This is a genomic window from Mesorhizobium bavaricum (assembly GCF_056781655.1).
Genome location: NZ_CM165566.1, coordinates 309,268 through 330,150, shown reverse-complemented (window position 1 = coordinate 330,150; position 20,883 = coordinate 309,268). Strand labels below are relative to the sequence as shown.

General features: G+C 62.4%; 19 protein-coding genes, 1 tRNA gene and 1 other RNA gene. 6 read left to right on the top strand and 15 right to left on the bottom strand.

All coding sequences use genetic code 11. The annotated features are described in order from the left end of the window. Nucleotides 1-167 precede the first annotated feature (167 nt). Both AC1RZR_RS01645 and AC1RZR_RS01640 read right to left on the bottom strand, forming a co-directional pair. Complete coding sequence (locus AC1RZR_RS01645) at nt 168-356, bottom strand: YodC family protein (protein ID WP_481827449.1); 189 nt, start codon at nt 354-356, stop codon at nt 168-170. Between the two features lie 471 nt (nt 357-827). Further along, nucleotides 828-903: transfer RNA gene (locus AC1RZR_RS01640), tRNA-Thr, on the bottom strand. 287 nt (nt 904-1,190) lie between these two features. Here AC1RZR_RS01640 and AC1RZR_RS01635 point away from each other — a divergent pair. Then, on the top strand, nt 1,191-2,354 hold the full coding sequence (locus tag AC1RZR_RS01635; protein ID WP_481827448.1) for a hypothetical protein: 1,164 nt from the start codon (nt 1,191-1,193) through the stop codon (nt 2,352-2,354). A gap of 15 nt (nt 2,355-2,369) precedes the next feature. Here AC1RZR_RS01635 and AC1RZR_RS01630 read toward each other — a convergent pair whose 3' ends face one another. Genes AC1RZR_RS01630 through AC1RZR_RS01620 form a run of 3 tightly spaced genes read right to left on the bottom strand, consistent with a single transcriptional unit; the run spans nt 2,370 to nt 5,916 of the window. Beyond that, the gene (locus tag AC1RZR_RS01630; protein ID WP_481827447.1) at nt 2,370-3,248 is read right to left on the bottom strand and encodes an isocitrate lyase/PEP mutase family protein; all 879 of its coding nucleotides are present in this window, start codon (nt 3,246-3,248) and stop codon (nt 2,370-2,372) included. 54 nt (nt 3,249-3,302) lie between these two features. Continuing rightward, nucleotides 3,303-4,904 carry a cisplatin damage response ATP-dependent DNA ligase gene (locus AC1RZR_RS01625; protein ID WP_481827446.1) on the bottom strand — a complete coding sequence of 534 codons (1,602 nt, stop codon included), beginning with the start codon at nt 4,902-4,904 and terminating at the stop codon, nt 3,303-3,305. Nucleotides 4,905-4,908: 4 nt separating this feature from the next. Further along, complete coding sequence (locus AC1RZR_RS01620) at nt 4,909-5,916, bottom strand: ligase-associated DNA damage response exonuclease (RefSeq protein WP_481827445.1); 1,008 nt, start codon at nt 5,914-5,916, stop codon at nt 4,909-4,911. A gap of 106 nt (nt 5,917-6,022) precedes the next feature. Between AC1RZR_RS01620 and AC1RZR_RS01615 the strand changes: the two genes are divergently transcribed. Then, nucleotides 6,023-6,940: a class I SAM-dependent methyltransferase gene (locus AC1RZR_RS01615; RefSeq protein WP_481827444.1), complete on the top strand. Its 918-nt coding sequence runs from the start codon at nt 6,023-6,025 to the stop codon at nt 6,938-6,940. 119 nt (nt 6,941-7,059) lie between these two features. Further along, nucleotides 7,060-7,422 (top strand): hypothetical protein, encoded by a 363-nt coding sequence (locus AC1RZR_RS01610; protein ID WP_477272616.1) that lies wholly within the window; start codon nt 7,060-7,062, stop codon nt 7,420-7,422. A gap of 139 nt (nt 7,423-7,561) precedes the next feature. Here the strand turns inward: AC1RZR_RS01610 and AC1RZR_RS01605 are convergent, their stop codons facing one another. From AC1RZR_RS01605 to AC1RZR_RS01575, 7 genes are all read right to left on the bottom strand, one after another. Continuing rightward, nucleotides 7,562-8,503, bottom strand: coding sequence for a 2-hydroxyacid dehydrogenase (locus AC1RZR_RS01605; protein ID WP_481827443.1), 942 nt, complete (start codon nt 8,501-8,503; stop codon nt 7,562-7,564). A gap of 29 nt (nt 8,504-8,532) precedes the next feature. Then, the gene (locus tag AC1RZR_RS01600) at nt 8,533-10,164 is read right to left on the bottom strand and encodes an ABC transporter ATP-binding protein (RefSeq protein ID WP_481827442.1); all 1,632 of its coding nucleotides are present in this window, start codon (nt 10,162-10,164) and stop codon (nt 8,533-8,535) included. Then, a complete protein-coding gene (locus AC1RZR_RS01595) occupies nt 10,161-11,306 on the bottom strand; it encodes an ABC transporter permease (RefSeq protein ID WP_481827441.1) in 1,146 nt (381 codons plus the stop codon). The genes AC1RZR_RS01600 and AC1RZR_RS01595 overlap by 4 nt, the downstream gene beginning before the upstream one ends. Further along, on the bottom strand, nt 11,306-12,403 hold the full coding sequence (locus tag AC1RZR_RS01590) for a microcin C ABC transporter permease YejB (RefSeq protein WP_481827440.1): 1,098 nt from the start codon (nt 12,401-12,403) through the stop codon (nt 11,306-11,308). The genes AC1RZR_RS01595 and AC1RZR_RS01590 overlap by 1 nt, the downstream gene beginning before the upstream one ends. A gap of 30 nt (nt 12,404-12,433) precedes the next feature. Next, nucleotides 12,434-14,302: an extracellular solute-binding protein gene (locus AC1RZR_RS01585; RefSeq protein ID WP_481827439.1), complete on the bottom strand. Its 1,869-nt coding sequence runs from the start codon at nt 14,300-14,302 to the stop codon at nt 12,434-12,436. Then, the gene (locus AC1RZR_RS01580; RefSeq protein ID WP_481827438.1) at nt 14,302-16,179 is read right to left on the bottom strand and encodes an extracellular solute-binding protein; all 1,878 of its coding nucleotides are present in this window, start codon (nt 16,177-16,179) and stop codon (nt 14,302-14,304) included. The genes AC1RZR_RS01585 and AC1RZR_RS01580 overlap by 1 nt, the downstream gene beginning before the upstream one ends. 170 nt (nt 16,180-16,349) lie before the next feature. Then, a complete protein-coding gene (locus AC1RZR_RS01575) occupies nt 16,350-17,051 on the bottom strand; it encodes a c-type cytochrome (protein ID WP_379104858.1) in 702 nt (233 codons plus the stop codon). Between the two features lie 193 nt (nt 17,052-17,244). Between AC1RZR_RS01575 and AC1RZR_RS01570 the strand changes: the two genes are divergently transcribed. Both AC1RZR_RS01570 and AC1RZR_RS01565 read left to right on the top strand, forming a co-directional pair. Continuing rightward, the gene (locus AC1RZR_RS01570; RefSeq protein ID WP_477272629.1) at nt 17,245-17,973 is read left to right on the top strand and encodes a 3-deoxy-manno-octulosonate cytidylyltransferase; all 729 of its coding nucleotides are present in this window, start codon (nt 17,245-17,247) and stop codon (nt 17,971-17,973) included. A 42-nt stretch (nt 17,974-18,015) separates the two neighbouring features. Further along, nucleotides 18,016-18,882, top strand: coding sequence for a prephenate dehydratase (locus tag AC1RZR_RS01565; protein WP_481827437.1), 867 nt, complete (start codon nt 18,016-18,018; stop codon nt 18,880-18,882). Here the strand turns inward: AC1RZR_RS01565 and AC1RZR_RS01560 are convergent. Genes AC1RZR_RS01560 through AC1RZR_RS01550 form a run of 3 tightly spaced genes read right to left on the bottom strand, consistent with a single transcriptional unit; the run spans nt 18,879 to nt 20,616 of the window. Continuing rightward, nucleotides 18,879-19,184, bottom strand: a complete 306-nt coding sequence (locus AC1RZR_RS01560) for a Dabb family protein (RefSeq protein ID WP_379104863.1) — start codon at nt 19,182-19,184, stop codon at nt 18,879-18,881. The two genes, AC1RZR_RS01565 and AC1RZR_RS01560, sit on opposite strands and share 4 nt — an antisense overlap. 30 nt (nt 19,185-19,214) lie before the next feature. Continuing rightward, the gene (gene nudC / locus AC1RZR_RS01555) at nt 19,215-20,159 is read right to left on the bottom strand and encodes an NAD(+) diphosphatase (protein ID WP_481827436.1); all 945 of its coding nucleotides are present in this window, start codon (nt 20,157-20,159) and stop codon (nt 19,215-19,217) included. A gap of 37 nt (nt 20,160-20,196) precedes the next feature. Next, the gene (locus tag AC1RZR_RS01550; RefSeq protein ID WP_379104867.1) at nt 20,197-20,616 is read right to left on the bottom strand and encodes an HIT domain-containing protein; all 420 of its coding nucleotides are present in this window, start codon (nt 20,614-20,616) and stop codon (nt 20,197-20,199) included. Nucleotides 20,617-20,769: 153 nt separating this feature from the next. Here AC1RZR_RS01550 and ffs point away from each other — a divergent pair. Continuing rightward, nucleotides 20,770-20,866, top strand: an RNA gene (gene ffs / locus AC1RZR_RS01545) — signal recognition particle sRNA small type. The last annotated feature ends 17 nt before the right edge of the window (nt 20,867-20,883 follow it).

Sequence of the window (20,883 nt, the reverse complement as noted above, 5' to 3'; positions counted from 1 at the left end):
CTGTGCCGCCGTCACGCTTCAACCGTTAAACGCCGCGACGAGAGAAATCCGTCGGTCGCGAATGCCGATCCGTTCGCGCGGTGGGACGAGCCCACTTGCGGGGGCCAGCGGCCGCAATGACGCCGTAGACAAACGCCGCGCCAGCCGCCCCTCTCGCCGCCGAGTCGCTAGTCTGATTGGTCAGCCGCGACCAACTGGTCTGGCTTGAAACCGGCATGTTGCGGGGTCCACACGTCGCCCTCACGGTTGAACCAATGGCACATAAATATGCCTGAGGCCGCGCCGTCGCTTATTGTCATCCTGGGGCCTCCAGATTTCAGCTTGACGACGTCTCCGGTCTTGAAATTGTTGGACATTTTTGACCTCCCATGCTGAGGTCATGAGTTTCACACCAAACCAGGGTCGCGACAATGGCGGATATGCTTCGCCGGCGCCGCGATCCCCTGCTCCAGCAGAGCGCCCCGTATCCCTCAGTGTATCGAATCGTTCTTCTGTGGATCGGCCTCCCAAGCTTAACCTTTTTACAAATATTTGGCCGCTACTTCGACAGCGATGGCCTCGTGGCGGAGCGGCTACGCTGGAGACGGCAAATCTCTGAAGCCTCGGTTCGATCCCGAGGCGAGGCCTCCAACCTCACCAAGATGGAACCGTTCGCCCAATTTCCCCTGGCGCCAATCGGTCGGCACTGAAAAAGGTTGCGAGCGGACGAAGTCCGTTGCTTCACGCTGGCGGGCCTGAAAGCTTCTTGATGGGGGTGGTACATTGGAGGGCAGCCGAATAATCTCTGGGCTATCCATTTGAACTTGTTGAAACTTTACTGGAAAATATGGTGCCGCTTAGGTGACTCGAACACCTGACCCCATCATTACGAATGATGTGCTCTACCAACTGAGCTAAAGCGGCCCGGGAGGCTGAGACCTCCAAGATGGGCTGGGTGATAGACTCAACCGGCCGCGAATTCAAGATGCGACTTGGCAATTCCTGCGAGGGTGTCGTGCCGACGTCGGAAGCCGGCCGCATCGGCCCTGCGCGTGAAAATCGATGAAACAGGCTGATTTCGTTGCCGGAACAGCGCCGCAATGGACTTTGCACACCCTGACGAGGCAGAATGCGCCGCTCGCCCGTTGATTGATTGGTCGCCTGCGGCTAACGATCATGGCAAGGTTGGGCAAACGTGCAGAGGGACCCGCTTGGACGCGATCGAAAAAGCGATCCGGAACGCCCTGGTGAAAGGCAATGCCGAGGACCGCGCGTTCCGCGAAAGGGTCTATCGATCGGCTTTTGCCGCGCTCGACCGCGCGCTCCAGGCCAATCCTGACGTGACCGTGGAAGTCGCCATCAAGCGCCGCAAGTCGATCCAGGCGAAAATCACCGAAATCGAATCCGAGTACCTGCCGGCAGTGCCGGATGTCGGCCCGCAGGGCGATGCACCGGCGGTCGAGCTTGGTGCCGACACCGCCCCTGCGGCCGAGACCGGCCAATCGGTGTCATCACCCGCCGTCGTCGTCGACGCCCCCGTGCCATCGGTGGTCGACGCGCCCATGCCATCCGCCTCTGATGCGCCGCTCTCGCGTGTGCTGCCGGTCGTTCCCGACATCATGCCGGACGCTACCCTTCCCGGCGCGCCGGCCATCGACATGTCGGCTCCGGCGTCGGCCGGCGCAGCGACGGAAGTCGCGCCCGACCGCGATGAACGGCGCATAAGGGGGCGTCGCCTGCCGCTGACCGCCATCTTCCTGACCGTGACGCTGCTTGCCGCTGTCGGCATCGGCCTGTTTTTCGCCGTGCAGACCGGCGTGTTCAAGACGCAGGCGCAGCTCGATACCGCCCCGCCCGAAGCGGCGCCGACCGTAGAAGGCGACGATTTCACGCCGGCCGAAGGCGGCCCGGCAAAGCCCGGCGCCGCGGACCAGTCGCGCGACTGGATCAACGTGTTTTCGCCGACCGACGCGTCGCATGTCAGCGCCCCGTCGGATGCCAAGGCCGAGGTGATGAAGGACGATACCGGATCGTTCCTGCGCATCCGGTCAGGCGCCTCCGGTTCGGCGATCAGCTTCGACGTCGGGCAAGGCGTGCTGGAGAAGCTCGCCGGCAAACATGCCGTGTTTGACATCATTGCCCGCTCCGAAGAGGGCAAGGAGACGCAGATTTCCGTCGACTGCAATTTCGGCGAACTGGGCGACTGCGGCCGCAAGCGCTACGCGGTCGGCCAACAGCAGAACGAATATCTGTTCGACGTGCAGTTTCCCGACAAGCACCCGGGCTCGGCCGGCACGATCGCCATCAATTCCGACTTCGACAAGCAGGGCAAGGCCGCGGACATCTACGAAATCCGGGTCTCGGTAGAGAAGTAAGCCTCATAGCTTGACTTACATCACCGGTTTGGGACTGCGTAGATCACCCCAGGCCGGCGCCGATTCCAACGCGGTGAAGTCGCCCGTCGCAATTTCCTGACATATGGTCATCAGCGCTCCACCGACTGCGCGGGCAAGCGAGCCACCGACGCTTATCCGCCGCACACCCGCCTGCGCTATCTGGTCAAAGGTCAATCCGGAGGCACCTTGGCCGAGCACATGATTTACCGGAGCGCCGACCGAGCGGCAAAGCTTCTTGAGAGAGGCCAGATCTGGCACGCCGGGTGCATAGAGAACCTCGGCGCCAAGAGACTCGAAGACCTTGAGACGGCGAATTGCCTCATCGAGATCATATGCTCCTTTGCCGAGGCCATCGGCGCGGGCCGTCAACACGATGTTGTATCTTCGCGCAGCGTCAGCCGCGGCAGCTATCCGCGCGACGGCGGTATCAAAATCGCGTATCGGCAAATCGGAATTCGGCTGCCTGTCCTCGATAGAAAACCCCGCCAGTCCAACCTCCGCCGCGAGTCGAACGGTCTCGGCCACACCTTCGGGGCTGTCTTCGTAGCCGTCCTCCAGATCCGCGGTAACCGGAACATCGGTCGAGGCCGCTATCTCGGCAGCGTATGCCAAGCTCTCATCGCGACTGACCTCCAATGCTCCGTCTTTCCTGCCTTTGGAGAACGCATAGCCCGACGATGTCGTGGCGAGCGCTTTGAAGCCCAAGCCGACCATCATCCTGGCACCGGCTATGTCCCATGGATTGGGGATCACGAAGCAACCGGATTTGTGCAGAGCACGAAATCGGTCAACCTTGTCGGATCGGGAAATCACATGCTCTCCTGCCTGGAATGGGCGATCAAGCTTGGAGCATATGATCACAAAAGCAACCATTTTCCCGCCTGGGTTCAAGTCCGTTTTCTAGCCAGGCGGTCTTACGACCGGGGTCTAGCGATCGAGCAGCGCCCGCAGCGTCTCGATGCGGTCGGCCTCGTTGGCCGGCTTGTCCCAGCGCAACCGTGAAATACGGGGAAAGCGCATGGCGACGCCGGATTTGTGCCGGCTCGAGCGGTTGAGTCCTTCGAAGGCGACTTCCAGCACCAGGCCATTGTCGCGGTCGGCCCGCACCGAGCGGACCGGTCCGAAGCGCTCGACCGTGTTGTCGCGGACATACTTGTCGATCTGCTTCAGCTCTTCGTCGGTGAAACCGAAATAGGCCTTGCCGACCGGCACCAGTTCCTCCTCGCCTTCCCCGCCGGACCAGACGCCAAACGTGTAGTCTGAGTAGAAGCTCGAACGCTTGCCATGGCCGCGTTGGGCATACATCAGCACGGCATCCACCGTGTGCGGATCGCGTTTCCATTTGAACCACGGGCCTTTCGGCCGCCCGGCGACATAGGGTGAATCCCAGCGCTTCAGCATCACGCCTTCGATGATCGGATGCGGCGGCGCCCGGCGCAGTTCCTCCAGCGCCTGCCAGTCGGCGAAGTCGACGAATGGCGAAAGATCGAAACGGCTCGGGTCGAGCGTTCCGACAAAGGTTTCCAGGCGGCCGCGCCGCTCGCGAAACGGCAACGCGCGCAAATCCTCGCCGCCGATCTGCAGCACATCGTAGCAGCGCATGAAGGCTGGATATTGCTGCTGCATCTTCGGCGTCACCGTCTTGCGGTTCAGCCTCTGCTGCAGATCCGAGAACGTGCCCGTCGCCTGCCGGGGATCACCGACCAGCAGTTCGCCGTCCAGCGCTGCGGAAAAATGCATGGCCTCGGCGAGATCCGGAAAGGCGCCGGAGACATCGTCGCCAGTGCGTGAATAGAGCCGGCGGATACCGCCTTCGGCCACCGCCTGGACACGGATGCCGTCCCATTTCCATTCGGCCGCATAATCTGCGGGTTCGAGCTTTTCGAGATCGCCGTCGCCGACCGGGTTCGACAGCATCACGGGACGAAACAACGCCATCGCTGTGTTCTTGGGCTTTTCGGCCTTGCCCTCCAGCCAGGCGAACAGTGCGGTGTAAGGCGGCGACAGACCATGCCAAAGCTCCTCGATCTCGGTGACATCGACCTTGCCGAAATCCGCCAGCGCCTGTTTGGCCAGGCGCGCCGACACGCCGATGCGCAGGCCACCGGTGACCAGCTTGATGATGGCAAAGCGCGCTGAGATGCCGGCGCTGTCGAGCAGCCCAGCCAGCACCTTCGGTCCGTCGGAGCGGCTTGCCGCCTGCAGCCTGGCGACGACCTCGCCAAGCGTCGGCTCACGGTTCGGGATGTTCCCGGGCGTCTGCGGCCAGACCAGTGACACCGTCTCGGCGAGATCGCCGACATAGTCGTAGGAATAGCCGAACAGCACCGGATCCATGCGCTCGGTGACCAGGGTGCGTAGCATCGCCGGCTTGACCGCGGCTATGGTGAGATCGCCGGTGATGGCAGCCAGCGCCAGGCCTCGATCGGGATCCTCGACGCCGCGGAAATAGTCGGTCAGCAGCGTCAGCTTGCCGTTGCGCGACGGCGTCAGCACCAGGCGATCGAGAAGTTCGGCGAAGCGGTTCATGCCATCAATCGCCCTCGTCCTCGTACCCCACCAGATGGAGCGGTCGCGCCGCGATGCCTTCGAGCTCGCACCAGCGCACCAGCGCTTCCTCGCGGCCATGCGTCACCCAGATCTCCTCGGCTCTGGTCTCCTTGATGGTGGCGGTTAGCTCGTCCCAGTCGGCATGGTCCGAGATGATCAGCGGCAGCTCGACGCCGCCTTGCTTGGCACGCTGGCGGATGCGCATCCAGCCCGAGGCAAAGCACGAGATCGGATCGGGAAAGCGCCGCGCCCAGCGGTCGGCGAAAGCCGAAGGCGGTCCGACCACGATGGCGCCCGCGAAATCTTGCCTGCCGTCCTCTACCGTTGCGGGTTCGAGCGTCCCGAGGTCGATGCCCTGGCTCTGGTAATAGTCGCTGAGCTTGGCAAGCGCGCCATGGATGTAGATCGGCCTGTCGTAGCCGGCGTCGCGCAACAGCCGCATCACCCGCTGCGCCTTGCCGAGCGCATAGGCACCGACCAGATGCGAGCGTTCGGGAAATTGCGCCGCCGATTTCAGCAGGCGGGCGATCTCCTCCATGTCGGGTGGATGGCGAAACACTGGCAGGCCGAAAGTCGCCTCGGTGATGAACACATCGCATTGGATGGGCTCGAATGGCGCACAGGTCGCGTCTTTCCGCCGCTTGTAGTCACCGGAAGCGACGATGCGCGTGCCCTGGTGCTCGACGGCTATCTGCGCCGAGCCAAGTACATGGCCGGCTGGATGGAAGCTGATGCTGACGCCGTTGATGACAATCGTCTCGCCGGGCAGTGCTGCCTGCGTCGTGTCGGCAAAATGCTCGCCATAGCGCAAGCCCATGATGTCGAGCGTCTGCTGTGTTGCCAGCACGGAACGGTGGCCGGAACGCGCGTGGTCGGAATGGCCATGCGTGATCAGCGCCCGGTTCACCGGCCGCACCGGGTCGATGAAGAAATCGCCCGGCGGGCAGTAGAGGCCCTCGGGCCGGGGATGAAGCAGGTCGCTGGCGCGCATGATCCCAAGATAGGATATAATTCCGCTGCGGGAAGCCTGTTGTAAGTGACTGCTGACTCCCGCATACAGCACCGTCGGCTCCATCCTCCGACAGGACCCCATCGCCATGAAACCGCTTCAGGCTTCGTCCGGCGACTTGAACGCCGATCGCCGCGCCGACTACGCCGAGATGCTTCACGCGGATGGCGATCATGCGGCAGCAGTGGAATTGCTGCTCGGCGCACTGGAACTGACGCCGCAATGGGCGATGGGCTGGTTTCGCCTCGGCGAAATGCAGCAGGCGGCGGGTGCTCCGGATCTGGCCGCCCAGGCATGGACGATGTCGCTGCAGCTCGATCCGACGGATCGTCAGGGTGCAGCCCTTAACCTGCAATTGATCGGCAAGGCGCCGCGAGCCGACGCGCTGCCCAGCGCCTTCGTCGAGACGCTGTTCGACCACTATGCCGTGAGCTTCGATGAATCGCTGGTCGACAGGCTGGGGTACCGGCTGCCCGAGTTGCTCGATCAGGCCATTCGAGCCGCCAGGCCGGGCCGCTTTCCGCTGGCGCTCGATCTCGGCTGCGGCACCGGGCTGATGGGGCAGAGGCTGCGGCCGATCGCGGATCGGCTGGAGGGATATGACATTTCGGCCAGGATGCTGCAGCAGGCGCGGGCCAAGGGCGTCTACGATGTCCTGGGCAAGGCCGATCTGCGGGATTTTTCCTATGCCGGCCCGAAAGCCGATCTGGTGACCGTCGCCGATGTCTTCATCTATGTCGGGGCGCTCGATAGCGTGGTGAAGACGATTGCCGGCTTGCTGGCCAGGGATGGCCTGTTCGCCTTTTCCGTCGAGAGCTTGACCGGCACTGGCGATTTTGTGTTGCAGCCGTCGCGCCGCTACGCACATTCGCAACGCTATGTGCGTGACGTCCTGGCTGCCAGCGAGTTTTCGATCCTGTCGCTGGAAACGACCGTGATCCGGCAGGATCGCTGGGAACCCGTCGACGGGTTGGTCGTTGTGGCAGGCAAGCCGCCGGCAGGTTGAGGAGGCTATCTTTCATCATCCCCGCAGGCATCCGTGCTGCGAAAAAGTCCGATTTGCATGCGCGACTGATATTTGCGATCTGGTCGCATCAAGGCGGGATATCAGGAGGAGCATAGTCGATGCGCTGGAACATGATTGTCTTGGCATCTTGCCTTGTGGCCGCCGGCTGCGCGGGCAGCTCAATGGCCGAGCGGCAGGACGCCGACATACAATCCTCCCTGCAGTATGACAGCGTGCCCTGCGACCAGCTGCTGTCGCAGCGCAACGGGCTGGCGCAGCAATATCATCTGTCGACGAAGGCCAAGCCGACCTTCTCCAATCCGGCAATGGGCTTCGGCCCGTTCACGCCGGACGTGCGCTCCAAGACCAAGCGCGACGCCGACAAGGCGACCGGCGAGATCGATGCCATGAACCGGTCGATTGATCGCCGCGACTGCGGCAAGCCAGACGAGCAGAAGAAGAAATTGGCGCTGCCTGGTTAGGTCTGGAGGCGATCAACGCGCATCGGCCTCAATCCAGAAGAACGCGGGCGCTCTATCCCTTTGTTTTGACGCAATTCCCAAGGGAAAGCGCTATGCACTTTTCCCGGGAAAACCGTTTCACACTTTTCCTGGAATTGCTCTAGTACCCGGCCTTGCGGTCCACCAAATTGTCGAGCTTTTCGCCGCGCTCGAAAGCGTCCATCTGGCGCAGCATGATCGGCACCAGGTGGACGGGGTCGGAGGTCGCCGCCGCGTGCGGCGTCACGAACACTTTCGGATGTCCCCACAGCGGACTGGTCTTGGGCAACGGTTCGACCTCGAACACATCGAGGCTCGCCTCCTTCAGAGTACCGTCATCCAGCGCCCGCATGATGTCGGCGTCCTTCTGCAGGCGGCCACGTCCGGCATTGATCAGCACCGAGCCGCCGAGGCCGTTGCGTTTCCTCAGCTCCTTCAGCACGCCGTAGTTGATGATGCCGTGAGTGTCTGGCGTCAGCGGCAAAAGCACGACCAGGATATCGGTCGCCTTGAGGAAGGGGATCAATCCGGCCTCGCCGGAATAGGTCGCAACACCTTTCATCGGCCGCTCGCTGCGTGACCAGCCATTGACGGCAAAGCCGAGCGACAAAAGCATCGAGGCCGCGGCGCGGCCGAGATTGCCGAGCCCCATGATGCCGACCGAAATATCACTGGCTGGCCGCTGCTGTGGTTCGTGCCAGATCTTCTTCGGCTGCTGCGACCGGTAGAGCAGGCCCTGGCGGTGATGGTCGAGGACCCGCCAGACGACATATTCGGTCATGTACTGGGTGAGGTTGTCGGCGACGACCTTGACGATTGGCACGTCGGGCAGGCCGGGATCGGCGAAGATGTGGTCAACGCCGGCGCCGATCGAGAAAATGGCGCGCAGATTGGGCAGCGACGCCAGAAGGTTCGGCTTCTGCTTCCACACCACCGCGTAGGTGATCGACGGGTCGCTGGCGCCGTCGGGCTCAAGCACCACCTCACGCTCGGCCGACAGCAGGTCGCGCCAGCGCTGCGGATGAAAGCCGGTGACGGCAAGCAGGATGCGGCCTTTTTCCATCGTGGTCTTCTAGTCCCTTTTTACGCAAATCACTCGCTGACGATGCCGACCGGCGCCGTTTCTATCTTGAAGGCGGCCGAGATCAGCGCCCGAGTATAGTCCGTTTGCGGATTTTCAAAAATCCGCTCGGAAGGCCCGGCTTCGACGATCCTGCCGTTGCGCATGACGATGACGTCATTGGCCAGCGCCCGGATGACCTTGAGGTCGTGGCTGATGAACAGATAGGCAAGGTCGTGCTTGGCCTGCAGGCTGCGCAAAAGGTCGACGACCTGCGCCTGCACGCTCATGTCGAGCGCCGATGTCGGCTCGTCGAGCATGACGAAACGCGGGTTGAGCACCATGGCGCGCGCAATAGCGACACGCTGGCGCTGGCCGCCGGAAAACTCGTGCGGGTAGCGGTTGCGTGTCGCAGGGTCTAACCCCACTTCCTTCAGCACATCGGCGACGCGCGCGTCGCGCTGGTCGGGCGACAGCTTCGGCTCGTGGATCTTCAGGCCCTCCTCGATGATCTCGGCGATCGACATGCGTGGGCTGAGCGAGCCGAACGGGTCCTGGAAGACGATCTGCAATTCGCGCCGCAACGGCCGCATGGCGTTGAAGGAGAGCTGGTTGATATCGCGCCCGTTGAACTGGATGCTTCCGGTCGACGAGATCATGCGCGCCAGCGCCAGGCCGAGCGTCGTCTTGCCCGAGCCGGATTCGCCGACCACGCCCAGCGTCTGGCCGGCGCGAACGGTGACATCGATGCCGTCGACCGCTTTCACATTGTCGACGGTGCGGCGGAAGAAGCCCTGCTTGATCGGAAACCAGACCTTGATGTCCTTGCCGGTCATGACAGGCTTGGCTGCGGCGTTGGCCGCCGGCGGCTTGCCTTTCGGTTCGGCGGCCAGGAGATGGCGCGTATAGGCGTGCTGCGGGTTGGCGAAGATCTCCTTGGTCGGCCCGGTCTCGACGATCTTGCCCTTGGTCATCACGCAGACCCGGTCGGCGATCTTGCGCACGATGCCGAGATCGTGGGTGATGAACAGCATCGACATGCCCTTGCGGCTCTTCAACTCCGCCAGCAGCTCGAGGATCTGCGCCTGCACGGTGACGTCGAGCGCCGTCGTAGGCTCGTCGGCGATCAGCAGTTCGGGTTCGTTGGCCAGCGCCATGGCGATCATCACGCGCTGGCGCTGGCCGCCGGACAGCTGGTGCGGATAGGCATCGAGGCGCTTTTGCGGGTCGCGGATGCCAACCTCGTTGAGCAAGGCCAGCGTGCGCGCCTTGGCCGGGCGATCAGCCATGCCCTGATGCAGCTTCAGGATCTCGACGATCTGCTGCTCGATCGTGTGCAGCGGATTGAGCGATGTCATCGGCTCCTGGAAGATCATGGTGATCTTGTTGCCGCGCACCTGCCGCAACTGCTTTTCGCTCACGGCAAGGAGGTCGGCGCCCTGGAACAGGATCTTTCCAGATGGGTGGCTGGCGCTGGGATAGGGCAACAGCTTCAGCACCGACAGCGCCGACACCGATTTCCCCGAGCCGGATTCGCCGACCAGTGCCACCGTCTCGCCCTTGGCGATGTCGAACGAGATGTGGTCGACCGCCATCGACGGCTGTCCGCCTTGCGCAAAGGCGACGCTGAGATCTCGCACGCTGAGCAGGGGAGTGTCGCTCATTTGAACGTCTTGCGCGGATCGAAGGCGTCGCGCGTCGCCTCACCGACGAAGACCAGCAGCGACAGCATCAGCGAGATAACAACGAAGCCCGAAATGCCGAGCCACGGCGCGTTGAGATTGCGTTGCGCCTGCTTCAACAGTTCGCCAAGCGAGGCCGAGCCAGGCGGCAGGCCGAAGCCGAGATAGTCGAGCGAGGTCAGCGTCGAGATCGAGCCGCTGAGCAGGAAGGGCATGAAGGTCAGTGTCGCCACCATGGCGTTGGGCAACAGGTGCCGGAACATGATGGTGCGGTTGGGCACGCCCAACGCGCGGGCCGCGTTGACATATTCGAAGTTGCGGGCGCGCAGGAATTCGGCCCGCACCACGCCGACCAGCGCCACCCAGGAGAACAACAGCATCAGGCCAAGCAGGATGAAGAAGCCCGGTGGCAGGATGGCGGCGACGATCAGCAGCAGATAGAGCACCGGGATCGCCGACCAGATTTCGATGAAGCGCTGGAACAGGAGATCGGTCCATCCGCCGAAATAGCCCTGCACCGCGCCGGCCGCGACGCCGATCAAGGCCGAGCCGGCGGTGAGGATCAGGCCGAACAGCACCGAAATGCGGAAGCCGTAGATGACGCGCGCCAGCACGTCCCGCGCCTGGTCGTCGGTGCCGAGCCAGTTCCAGTTGCCGACGATGCAGGCTGGGTCGGCTGCCCCTTGTGGATACTGGATGCAGCGCGCCTTGGCGTCATACTGCCAGGACGGCTTGGCAGGGGCTGCTTCCGGAATGGCGTTGTTGACGGTCTGGTAGGAGTAGCGCACCGGCGGCCAGATCATCCAGCCATTGGCGTTGATCTCGTCCTGGATGACCGGGTCGCGATAGTCGGTGACGGCATAGAAGCCGCCGAATTTCTCCTCGGGGTAGGCGACCAGCACCGGAAACAGGATCTCGCCCTTGTAGGAGGCGATGATCGGCTTGTCGTTGGCGATCAGTTCGGCAAACAGCGACAGCACGAACAGGACGAGGAAGATCCACAGCGACCAGTAGCCGCGCCGGTTGGCTTTGAAATTCTGCAGGCGGCGCTTGTTGAGCGGCGACAGCAAGGGCCGCGCGATCCGCTCCGGTGCCGCTTCCGTGGTCGCGGTCGTGTCCGACATCAGACGTCTCTCCGCTCGAAATCGATGCGCGGATCGACCCAGGTGTAGAGCAGGTCGGACAGCAATCCGACGAACAGCCCGAGCAGCGAGAAGATGTAGAGATTGGCGAACACCACCGGATAGTCGCGCTCGACCACCGACCTGAAGCCGAGCAGGCCGAGGCCATCAAGGGAAAAGATGTTCTCGATCAGCAGCGAGCCGGTGAAGAAGGCCGAGATGAAGGCGCCCGGAAAACCGGCGATGACGATCAGCATGGCGTTACGGAAGACGTGACCGTAGAGCACCTGCCATTCCGACAGGCCCTTGGCGCGCGCGGTCACCACATACTGCTTGCGGATCTCCTCCAGGAACGAGTTCTTGGTCAACAGCGTGGTGGTGGCGAAGGCCGACAGCACCAGCGCGGTCAGCGGCAAGGTCATGTGCCAGAAATAGTCGATGATCTTGCCCGACCAGGACAGCTGGTCCCAATTGTCGGACGTCAGGCCGCGCAGTGGAAACCAGTCCCAGAACGACCCGCCGGCAAACAGCACCATCAGCATGATGCCGAACAGGAAGCCCGGAATGGCATAGCCGACAATGACGACGCCGCTGGTCCAGACGTCGAAGGGGGTGCCGTCCTTCACCGCCTTGCGGATGCCGAGCGGGATCGAGATCAGATAGGACAAAAGCGTGATCCACAGCCCGATCGAGATCGACACCGGCATCTTTTCCAGGATCAGGTCGAGCACTGAAATGTCGCGGAAGTAGCTGTCGCCGAAATCGAAGCGGGCGTAGTTCCACAGCATCATGCCGAAGCGCTCGAGCGGCGGCTTGTCGAAGCCGAACTGCTTCTCCAGCTTCTTGATGAATTCCGGATCGAGACCCTGCGCGCCGCGATATTTCGAGCTGACGTCACCGGCGGCGTCGAAATTGGCGCCGCCGCCTGCGTCGCCACCGCCGCTACCGAGGCGATCGCTGCCGCCCTGGTTGGTGAGCCGGGCGATGACCTGTTCGACCGGGCCGCCGGGGGCGAACTGGATGACGGCGAAGGATATCGCCATGATGCCGAACAGGGTCGGGATCATCAACAGGATGCGGCGCAGGATATAGGCGCCCATCAGGCCTTTTGCCCTGCTTGAGCGAACATCTCAGCCTTTGCCAATTTTTGCCGCCTTGCCCTTATCGAACCACCACAGCGTCTCGACCGGAAAGCCGAAATCGGGCTTTTGCTCGAGAAAACCGAACATGTCCCAATAGGCGACGCGGTGATTCGCCAGATAGTATGTTGGAATCCAGTCTAGCCGCGCGCGCAAGACCCGGTCGAGCGCTCTGAGCGCGGTGACGAGTTCGCTTCGGCTCTGCGCCTTGCCGGCCGCCACGATCAGTGCGTCGATGGCTTTGCTCTCCGTCCCGGGATAGTTGCGCTGTCCCGGCGTTTTCGCCATCCGGGAATCATAGAGCATCTCCAGGCCGTCAACAGTCGGCGTCGCCCCGATCGACCAATGCAGTACGGTAAGATCGAAGTCGAAATCGCTGTGCCGCTGTTCATACTGTGCCGAATCGACTTGCCGGATCGAGGCGTCGATCCCGATCGCCTTCATATTCTCGGACCATGGGGTGAAGATGCGAACGATGCCGTCATCTTCTGCCAGCATTTCAACCTTCAGCCGCTCACCCTTGTCGTTGACGACGAAACTGCCGGCGCGGTTCCAGCCGGCTTGCGCAAGCAATCTCGAAGCTTCGCCCAGCAGCTTGCGGTCATGGCCCGAACCGTCGGACAGCGGCTGCGTCACGGCTTCGCCAAAGACCTCTGGCGGCAACTCGGCCCGGAACGGCTCCAGCAGGGCCAATTCCCCAGGCGATGGCATGCCTCCGGCCTTGTAGTCCGACCGCTCGAAGTTCGATTGCGAACGCTCGTAAGAGCCGTAAAACAGCGCCCGCTTCATCCATTCGAAATCGAAGCATCGGGCTATCGCCCGCCGCACCCGCTCGTCGCGGAATTGCGGACGACGCTGGTTCAGCGCGACACCCTGCATGTCTGGCGTCTTTTCGCCGGGAAATTCCCGTTTGACGACCTTGCCGTCCTTCAGCGCCGGAAAGTCGTATCCGGTCGCCCATACCCGCGCGGTAAATTCCTCGCGGAAATGCGTGTCACCTTTCTTGAAGGCCTCGAACGCGGCCTGCCGATCGAGATAGAAGTCGATACGGATGCGGTCGAAATTGTAAAGGCCGCGGTTCACGGCGAGATCGCGGCCCCAATAGTTGGCGACGCGTTCATATTCGACGGTCTGTCCGGCTGCCACGCGCCCGACTTTGTATGGTCCCGAGCCGAGCGGCGGCGTCATCGTCGAGGCGTCGAAATCATTGGCCGTATAAAAGGCCTTGGACACGATCGGCATGGACACGATCGCAAGGATGTTTTGTGCGGACTGTTCGCCGTTGAAGGTGAGATCGAGGGTGACGGGATCGGTCGCGACCGCTTCCGTCATGTAGCGCAGCGCCTTGGAAAGGCTCGGGTGGCCCTGGTCTTTGTAGAGTTTCAAGGCGAAGGCAACGTCTTCGGCGGTCAGCGGCGAGCCGTCGTGGAAACGCGTTTGCGGTCGCAGCACGAAGCGGAAGCCATTGCGGTCTTGCGACAAGGTAACGGACTCGGCAAGCAGGCCATAGACCGCATCCGGCTCATCGAGCGCGCTTGCCATCAAAGAATCGAAACAGAGTTCGGCGCGCGGCGGCGCATCGCCTTTCAACACCAGGAAATTCAGTGTGTTGAAAGTGAGAAAGCTCTGATTCAAGGTAGCGTTGGGCGGCGCGAAATTCATCTGGCCGCCCTTGGGCGCGTCCGGATTGACATAGTCGAAATGCGCGAAGTCCGCTTTGTATTTCAGGTCGCCGAAGGCCGACAGGCCGTGCAGTTTGATGCCGGTCGGGACCGTGGCAAAGGCCCGGCCGGGCAGCAAAGCGGCGGCCGCGGCAGCACTGCCCAGTGCCAGGAAGTCGCGGCGGGCAAGGACCGCCATCAATTGCTGCCCCTGTATTTGGTGGCCAGCGCTTTTTCCTTGTCGAGGTCGATCCACCAGGAATTCTGGTCGGTGCCGACATAGGCTGGCTGCTTGTCGGGAATGCCGAATTTGTTCCAGTAAGCCAGCCAGACCACGGCTCGATAATACTGTGGCACGACGTAGTAATTCCACAACAGTACCCGGTCGAGCGCATGGGTGGCGGCAACCAGATCATCGCGGTCGGTAGCGAAGATGATGCGGTCGACCAGATCGTCGACGACTGGATTCCTGATGCCAGCGTAATTGCGCGAGCCGGGCCGATCGGCGGCCTTCGAACTCCAGAAATCCCGTTGCTCGTTTCCTGGTGATTCAGACTGACCAAGCTGCGATATGATGACGTCGAAATCGAAATTGTTGACGCGATTCACGTACTGGGTCTGGTCGATCAGGCGCAGAGTCGCATCGACGCCGATCTTGCGCAGATTGGCGATATAGGGGCTGGAGATCACCTGGTCTGTGTCGTTCCAGCCAAGGATCTCGAACTTGAACGGCTCGCCGGTCTTGGCATTGACCATCTTGCCGCCCTTGATCACCCAGCCTGCCTTGGCGAAGAGATCGACGGCCTGCTTCAGGTACTTCCGTTCTGCTTGCGGCGAATCGTAGACCGGGAGCTTGAATTCCTGGGTGAACAGTTCGGGTGGCAGCTTGTCGCGATACTTTTCCAGAATCTCCAGTTCCTTGCCTTGCGGCAATCCGCTCGACGCCAGTTCGGTGCCCTGGAAATAGCTTGATGTGCGGGTGTTGAAACCGAAAAACAGGGTTCGGTTCATGGTCTCGAAGTCGAATGGGTAGGTCAGTGCCTCGCGAACGAGGCGATCCTGGAACAGCGGGCGCCTCTGGTTGAGCATGAAAGCCTGCATCGGCTCAGGCGAGGTGGTCTTGAATTCCTGCTTGATAACGTCGCCGGTTTTGACTGCCGGAAAATCATAGGCCGTTTTCCAGCGCCTCGAACTGTTTTCCGGCTTCACGTCATCCAATCCGCCCTTGGTGAAGGCGAGCCAGGCAGCATTGTCGTCCAGAATATAGGTGAAGCGTTGCGTGTCGAAATTCTCGCGGCCGATCTTCACCGGCAGCTTGGCCGCCCAGTAATCCGGCACGCGCTGCCAGACGATTTCCGAGCCCGGCTTGAAGCTGGCGATCTTGTAGGCAGCGGAGCCGAGCGGGATTTCCAGCGTCGGCTTGGTGACGTCGCGCTTCTTGCCGTTGGCATCGTCGCCCTCCCACCAGTGTTTGGGCAGAACGACGAGATCGCCGATGATCTTCGGCAGTTCCCGGTTGCCCTTCTGGCTGAAATGGAATTCGACTTGGCGGTCCGAAATCGCTACGGCATCGGTGACATTCTCGAAATAGCGGCTGTACATCGGGCTATTGGCCTTCAGCACCTGGAACGACCATATGACGTCATCGACAGTAATCGGCTGGCCGTCGTGCCATTTGGCACGCGGGTCGAGCCGGTAGGTCGCCGAGGAATAGTCGGCCGGATATTTGTAGGCGTCGGCGATGAGCGGATGGCTGGTGCTGCCTTCGTCGGTCGCCTGCTCCATCAACGTGTCGTACAGCAGGCCGCCGCCGAAGCCGACCAGGCCGGCGGCCGGCGATCCTTGGACGACATAGGGGTTGAAGCTGTCATAAGTGCCGAGCACAACCGAATTCAGCGTGCCACCCTTGGGCGCATTCGGATTGACGTAGTCATAGTGCTGAAAATTGTCGCCGTATTTGGACTCGCCGATCAGCGATGAGGTGGTGCGCCATTCGTCGGCCTGGGTCGCTTGCAATCCCGCCGCCAGCAGGGCCGCAGTCAGCAACGACTTGAGAAGCGTTCGGCCAACCGTCATGCACTATCCTCTTCGCGCTGCGTGTCCCTGATCAATCCAGACAGGCAATCTAGATGATTTGCCGCTCGTGAGAACCGCAATGCGCGGCTTTGTCGCTACATATGCGATCATCCTAACAAAAAAGCCGGGCTGAACCCGGCTTTTTCAAGATCGTCGAGGTGACAATTTGTTTATTGGGCAGGCGCCGGTGCCGGTGCGGCGGGAGCTGGCGCAGCCGGAGCCGCGGGTGCCGCCGGCTTGGCGGGAGCGGCAGCCTCAGCCGGCTTCGCCGGGGCGGCTGCATCGGCAGGCTTGGCCGGCGCGGTCGCATCGGCGGCGGCCCCCGGCGCCGGCAACGGCTTGGGATTTTCCGACAGCGTGCGCAGATAGGCGATGACGTTGGCGCGGTCCTCGTCCTTGGGCAGGCCGGCAAAGCCCATGGCCGTGCCCTTCACGAATTTCTTCGGCGAGGTGATGAAGTGGTTGATGTTGTCGTAGGTCCACTTCTCGGTGCCGCCCTTGGAGAATTCCTTCATGCCGGCCGAATAGGCGAAGCCCTCATGCTCTGCGACCGGACGGTCGATGAGATCCCACAGATCGGGGCCGACCTTGTTGGGGCCGCCCTTTTCACCGGAATGGCAGGCCTGGCATTTCTTGAACACGGCAGCGCCCGCCTCGACATTGGCGGTCGCCAGCAGGTCGGCGATCGGCTTGGCTGCGGCGGCAGGAGCGGCCGGGCCGCCTTCCGCGGGCTCGGCGGCTTCGATGGCAAAACCGGGTTTTTCCGGGGCCGGCGAGGCAAACAGCGCATCGGACACAAGGCCGACCGAGAAGACCACGAAAACGGTTCCGAGCAATCCGGCGAGCAGCTTGTTGACTTCGTTGGAATCCATACGCCCCTTGCTCCCTTTTCCGGCGGACCGAACCGTCCACTCCGTCCGTCGGTATCGTGACCCACCCTGCGAAGGCGGTCAAATCGGGCGGAAACTAGGTCTTTTGCTCGGGCGTTGCAACACCTATAAGGGCGCTTCCAGTGAGACCTTTTGCCACTTTTCCCTTCCTCTTTCGAGACGCCCTGCAACGCGCATGTCCACCCTGATCCTGATCCCGGCCCGCATGGCCTCGACCCGCCTGCCGGGCAAGCCGCTGGCCGATATCGCCGGCGCGCCGATGATCGTCCATGTCGCCCGCCGCGCCGCTGAAGCCGGCCTCGGCCGGGTGGTGGTGGCGACCGACACGCAAAGCGTGGCGGAAGCGGTGCGCGCGCACGGGTTCGAGGCCGTGATGACACGCGTGGACCACGAATCCGGCTCCGATCGCATCCACGAGGCGCTGGTCGCGCTCGATCCTGAGCGCAAGGTCGAAACGATCGTCAATGTGCAGGGCGACCTGCCGACGATCGATCCGCAGATCATCATCGCTTCGCTCAGGCCTTTCGAGAATGCCGCGGTGGATATCGCCACGCTCGGCGTCGAGATCATCCGCGACGAGGAAAAGACCAATCCGAACGTCGTCAAGATCGTCGGTTCGCCGCTCTCCGGCACCCGGCTGAGGGCGCTCTATTTCACCCGCGCCACCGCCCCATGGGGCGAGGGCGCGCTGTATCACCATGTCGGCCTCTATGCCTATCGCCGCGCGGCACTCGAGCGCTTCGTCGCGCTGAAGCCGTCGCCGCTCGAACGGCGCGAGCGGCTGGAGCAGCTGCGGGCGCTGGAAGCCGGCATGCGTATCGACGCCGAGATCGTGCGCTCGCTGCCGCTTGGCGTCGACACGCCCGAAGACCTCGAACGCGCCAGAACCATCCTTTCACACTGAAGAATCCCTTCAACCAGAGACACTTTGAACCGAGACTTGGGCATGCCTGAAAAGACGACCAACAGAATATCCTTCCAGGGCGAGCCGGGCGCCAATTCCGACACAGCCAGCCGCAACGTCTATCCCTCGATGGAGCCGTTGCCGTGCCCGACCTTCGAGGATGCGTTCAACGCGGTCGAGACGGGCAAGGCCGATCTCGCCATGATCCCGATCGAGAACACCATTGCCGGGCGCGTCGCCGACATCCATCATTTGCTGCCGGAATCGAAGCTGCATATCGTCGGCGAATATTTCCTGCCGATCCATTTTCAGCTGATGGTGCTGCCCGGCGTCAAGCGCGATGAGATCAAGACCGTGCACAGCCACATCCACGCGCTTGGCCAGTGCCGCAAATACATTCGCAAGAACGGCTGGAAGGCAGTAGTCGCCGGCGACACGGCGGGTGCCGCCAAGCTGGTCTCCGAGGTCAAGGACCGCACCATGGCGGCGCTGGCGCCCGCGCTGGCCGCGACGCTCTACGGGCTCGACATCATCGAGGAGAATGTCGAGGACACCGACTCCAACGTCACCCGCTTTGTTGTTCTGACCAAGAACAAGCAATGGGCCGAGCGTCCGTCAGCCGACACCAAGATGATGACGACCTTCATCTTCCGCGTCCGCAACGTGCCGGCCGCGCTCTACAAGGCGATGGGCGGTTTTGCCACCAACGGCATCAACATGACCAAACTGGAAAGCTACCAGTTGGGGGCATTCACGGCGACGCTGTTTTACGCCGACATCGAGGGCCATCCCGACGATCCCCTGGTCAAGCTGGCGCTGGACGAACTTCGCTTCTTCTCCCGCGAGGTGCGAATCCTGGGCGTCTATCCGGCCAGCGAATCGCGGGAGCAGTGGAAGGTGGCCGACTAGATCACCGCGCCCAGCGGCACATAGTCGATTTCGAGAAAGGTCTCGACTTCCGGGACCCAACGGTCGCGCACGAAGGCGACATGGTCGGGATGGTCGTTATACCTCGTGTAGGCGGCCTGGTCGGCGAACTCCATCGAGAAGCCGAAGCGATAGTCGTTCTTGGGGCTGACCTGCCGCAATTGCTCGAAATGCGTGACGCCTCTGATCGCCGAGAGGGCTTTCTTGGCGTCGACCAGGAATCTCTTTTCCTCCAGCGAATGCGGCGGATGCTTCAGCGTGAAGACGACGGTGTGACGGATCATTTTCTGCTCCTGCAAAGTCTTTGACTGCCATCATGCGCTTTCGACCCAGGCGCGAATGAGGTGATGGGCAATGGCGCCTTTCGGTGGTGTGACCAGATTGCCGGGATGCTCCCGGGACAGCATCAAACGCACCTCGTCGCGGGCAAACCAGCGGCAGTCCTCCAGTTCGTTGAGGTCGGCCTGGATGTCATCGTTGAGCGGCTCGCCGAAGCAGCCGATCATCAGCGAATAGGGAAACGGCCAGGGCTGGCTGGCATGGTAGACGACGCGGCCAAGCAGGATCCCGGCCTCCTCCAGGGTCTCGCGGCGCACCGCAGCTTCGATCGTCTCGCCCGGTTCGATAAAGCCGGCAAGGGCCGAGTACATGCCTGGCCCGAAATGCCGGCCGCGCCCGAGCAAGCACTTTTCCCGCGTTGCCGTCAGCATGATCGCCACCGGGTCGGTGCGCGGAAAATGCTCGGTGCCGCAATTTGGGCAATGGCGCTTGTAGCCGCCGGCCCGCATCTGTGATTCGGCGCCGCATTTGCTGCAGAAGCGATGGCTTGCATGCCAGGCGAGCAGGGCAGCACCTTGCGCCATCGCGCCGGCGGCGGCCTCATCGATCAGCCCCTGCATGTAGACCGAGCGGTAGTCGATCGCCTTGATGGTCTCCGGCAGATGATCGGCGTCGACGCCGGCTGGCACCGCCAGTACGGGTCCCTGTTCGGAAAAGCCGAGCAGGACTCCCTGGGCGAATGAAGCCTTGAACGGCTCGCTCTCGGCGGCGCCGAACCAGGGGTCGAGACCGCCACCCTCGCCGAGCTTCAGATAGAGCCGGCCGCCATTCATCAACAGCAGCCTTGTCGTGCGATCGGCAAGCGCCTTGTCGACGGAATCGTCGGCGCGGTTCTCGGATTGCCGGTCGATCATGTTGCCGGCAAAGCCGACAAACTGGCTCGGCTCGCGCAACGGCGCGTCAAACAGGCGGAAGCTCATGCGGACTCTGATGCTTTGGGATGGACACGGGGAAGGCTTATAGCGCCGCCTTGATCGTTTGGGCAAACCGGCGCAGGTCGGAACGCTGATAGGGCTCACGCAGGCCATGTCCCCAGACCGGGCCCGGCCAACCGGGATCGCCTTCCGAACGCGCGATGACATGGATGTGCAACTGGCGCACGATGTTGCCGAGCGCGCCGGTGTTGATCTTGGTGCAGCCGGTCACCTTTTTCAGCGCCTGCGCCACCATATTGGTCTCGAAGGTCAGCATCGCCTGGTCGAGTGGGGTCATGTCGTGGATTTCCTCCGCGCCCGGCCGCTGCGGCACCAGAAGCAGCCATGGCCAGCGACGGTCGTTCATCACCCGCAATTCGCACAGCCCAAGCCACATCAATTGCTCGCTGTCCGCCTCCAGCCGGGCATCCAGCGTGAATCCGGCCTCCAGGCCCGGCAGCATCGGCGTTTCCCTTGCTTTTCTTGGTTTCCTCAAACTCATGACGCTAGAGCGGCAGCAACAGGGCTGCAAGCGAATCATTGATCCGCAGCGGTTCGCGCCGCTGATTTGCCTGCGCACTTGCATTTCATCGCCGAATTGCCGATATGGAAAGCGGGAGGTTGGTGGTGGACGATCCACTCGCCAACCGGGTCAGGTCCGGAAGGAAGCAGCCCTAACGAGCCCGGAACGGGTCATTGTTCCAGCCTCCCACCTCATCGCCCCTCTCGC

Excerpts from the sequence above, each read along its gene's own strand:
- AC1RZR_RS01645 (WP_481827449.1), bottom strand. The coding sequence starts at position 356 with ATGTCCAACAATTTCAAGACCGGAGACGTCGTCAAGCTGAAATCTGGA.
- AC1RZR_RS01630 (WP_481827447.1), bottom strand. The coding sequence starts at position 3,248 with ATGGTTGCTTTTGTGATCATATGCTCCAAGCTTGATCGCCCATTCCAG.
- AC1RZR_RS01625 (WP_481827446.1), bottom strand. The coding sequence starts at position 4,904 with ATGAACCGCTTCGCCGAACTTCTCGATCGCCTGGTGCTGACGCCGTCG.
- AC1RZR_RS01620 (WP_481827445.1), bottom strand. The coding sequence starts at position 5,916 with ATGCGCGCCAGCGACCTGCTTCATCCCCGGCCCGAGGGCCTCTACTGC.
- AC1RZR_RS01615 (WP_481827444.1), top strand. The coding sequence starts at position 6,023 with ATGAAACCGCTTCAGGCTTCGTCCGGCGACTTGAACGCCGATCGCCGC.
- AC1RZR_RS01610 (WP_477272616.1), top strand. The coding sequence starts at position 7,060 with ATGCGCTGGAACATGATTGTCTTGGCATCTTGCCTTGTGGCCGCCGGC.
- AC1RZR_RS01605 (WP_481827443.1), bottom strand. The coding sequence starts at position 8,503 with ATGGAAAAAGGCCGCATCCTGCTTGCCGTCACCGGCTTTCATCCGCAG.
- AC1RZR_RS01600 (WP_481827442.1), bottom strand. The coding sequence starts at position 10,164 with ATGAGCGACACTCCCCTGCTCAGCGTGCGAGATCTCAGCGTCGCCTTT.
- AC1RZR_RS01595 (WP_481827441.1), bottom strand. The coding sequence starts at position 11,306 with ATGTCGGACACGACCGCGACCACGGAAGCGGCACCGGAGCGGATCGCG.
- AC1RZR_RS01590 (WP_481827440.1), bottom strand. The coding sequence starts at position 12,403 with ATGGGCGCCTATATCCTGCGCCGCATCCTGTTGATGATCCCGACCCTG.
- AC1RZR_RS01585 (WP_481827439.1), bottom strand. The coding sequence starts at position 14,302 with ATGGCGGTCCTTGCCCGCCGCGACTTCCTGGCACTGGGCAGTGCTGCC.
- AC1RZR_RS01580 (WP_481827438.1), bottom strand. The coding sequence starts at position 16,179 with ATGACGGTTGGCCGAACGCTTCTCAAGTCGTTGCTGACTGCGGCCCTG.
- AC1RZR_RS01575 (WP_379104858.1), bottom strand. The coding sequence starts at position 17,051 with ATGGATTCCAACGAAGTCAACAAGCTGCTCGCCGGATTGCTCGGAACC.
- AC1RZR_RS01570 (WP_477272629.1), top strand. The coding sequence starts at position 17,245 with ATGTCCACCCTGATCCTGATCCCGGCCCGCATGGCCTCGACCCGCCTG.
- AC1RZR_RS01565 (WP_481827437.1), top strand. The coding sequence starts at position 18,016 with ATGCCTGAAAAGACGACCAACAGAATATCCTTCCAGGGCGAGCCGGGC.
- AC1RZR_RS01560 (WP_379104863.1), bottom strand. The coding sequence starts at position 19,184 with ATGATCCGTCACACCGTCGTCTTCACGCTGAAGCATCCGCCGCATTCG.
- nudC (WP_481827436.1), bottom strand. The coding sequence starts at position 20,159 with ATGAGCTTCCGCCTGTTTGACGCGCCGTTGCGCGAGCCGAGCCAGTTT.
- AC1RZR_RS01550 (WP_379104867.1), bottom strand. The coding sequence starts at position 20,616 with ATGCTGCCGGGCCTGGAGGCCGGATTCACGCTGGATGCCCGGCTGGAG.